The organism is Mesorhizobium sp. M4A.F.Ca.ET.050.02.1.1 (assembly GCF_003997725.1).
Taxonomy (GTDB): domain Bacteria; phylum Pseudomonadota; class Alphaproteobacteria; order Rhizobiales; family Rhizobiaceae; genus Mesorhizobium.
Map to the genome: position 1 here is coordinate 1 of NZ_RZSG01001317.1, position 855 is coordinate 855.

General features: G+C 64.2%; 1 protein-coding gene. It reads left to right on the forward strand.

Features of this window, described 5'->3' with window-relative positions; all coding sequences use genetic code 11:
* On the forward strand, positions 1-855 hold an 855-nt coding region (locus tag EOA33_RS37205), incomplete at both ends, for a hydantoinase B/oxoprolinase family protein (RefSeq protein ID WP_190234527.1).

The following is an 855-nucleotide window of genomic DNA, read 5'->3' on the forward strand; positions in this document are numbered from 1 at the left end:
AATCGGAAATGGAAGATCTTGCCGCAAGCCCTCCCAGGACGCGCAAAATCTTCACCGAAGGCGAATGGCGCGAAGCCGGCATCTTCCGGCGCGAAGCGCTCAAGTCCGGCAACAGGGTGGCCGGTCCCGCTCTGGTCATCGAGCCCAACCAGACCATCATCGTCGAGCCCGGCTGGCAGGCCGAGATCACCGCCAGGAACCATGTGCTGTTGCGGCGAACCGAGAAGAAACGCCGCCAGGCAGCGCTCGGCACCGAAGCCGATCCGGTCATGCTGGAGGTCTTCAACAACCTCTTCATGTCGATCGCCGAGCAGATGGGCGTGACGCTGCAGAACACCGCCTATTCCGTCAACATCAAGGAACGGCTGGATTTCTCCTGCGCCGTCTTCGACCGCCATGGCGCGCTGGTCGCCAACGCGCCGCACATGCCGGTGCATCTCGGCTCCATGGACCGCTCGGTCGAGACCATCATTCGCCTGAATTCCGGCGACATCCATCCGGGCGACGTCTTCGCCCTCAACGCCCCCTACAATGGCGGCACGCACCTGCCCGACATCACCGTGGTGACGCCGGTGTTCGACGATGCGCGCAAGGAAATCCTGTTCTGGGCGGCCTCGCGCGGCCATCACGCCGATGTCGGCGGCACCGCGCCCGGCTCGATGACGCCTTTAGCCACCACGGTCGACGAGGAAGGCGTGCTGTTCGACAATTTCCGCATCGTCGATCGCGGCCGCTTTCGCGAGAAGGAACTGGAAACGCTGCTCACCGACCACCCCTACCCGGCCCGCAATCCGCACCAGAACGTCGCCGACCTCAAGGCGCAGATCGCCGCCAACGAGAAGGGCGTTGCCGAAT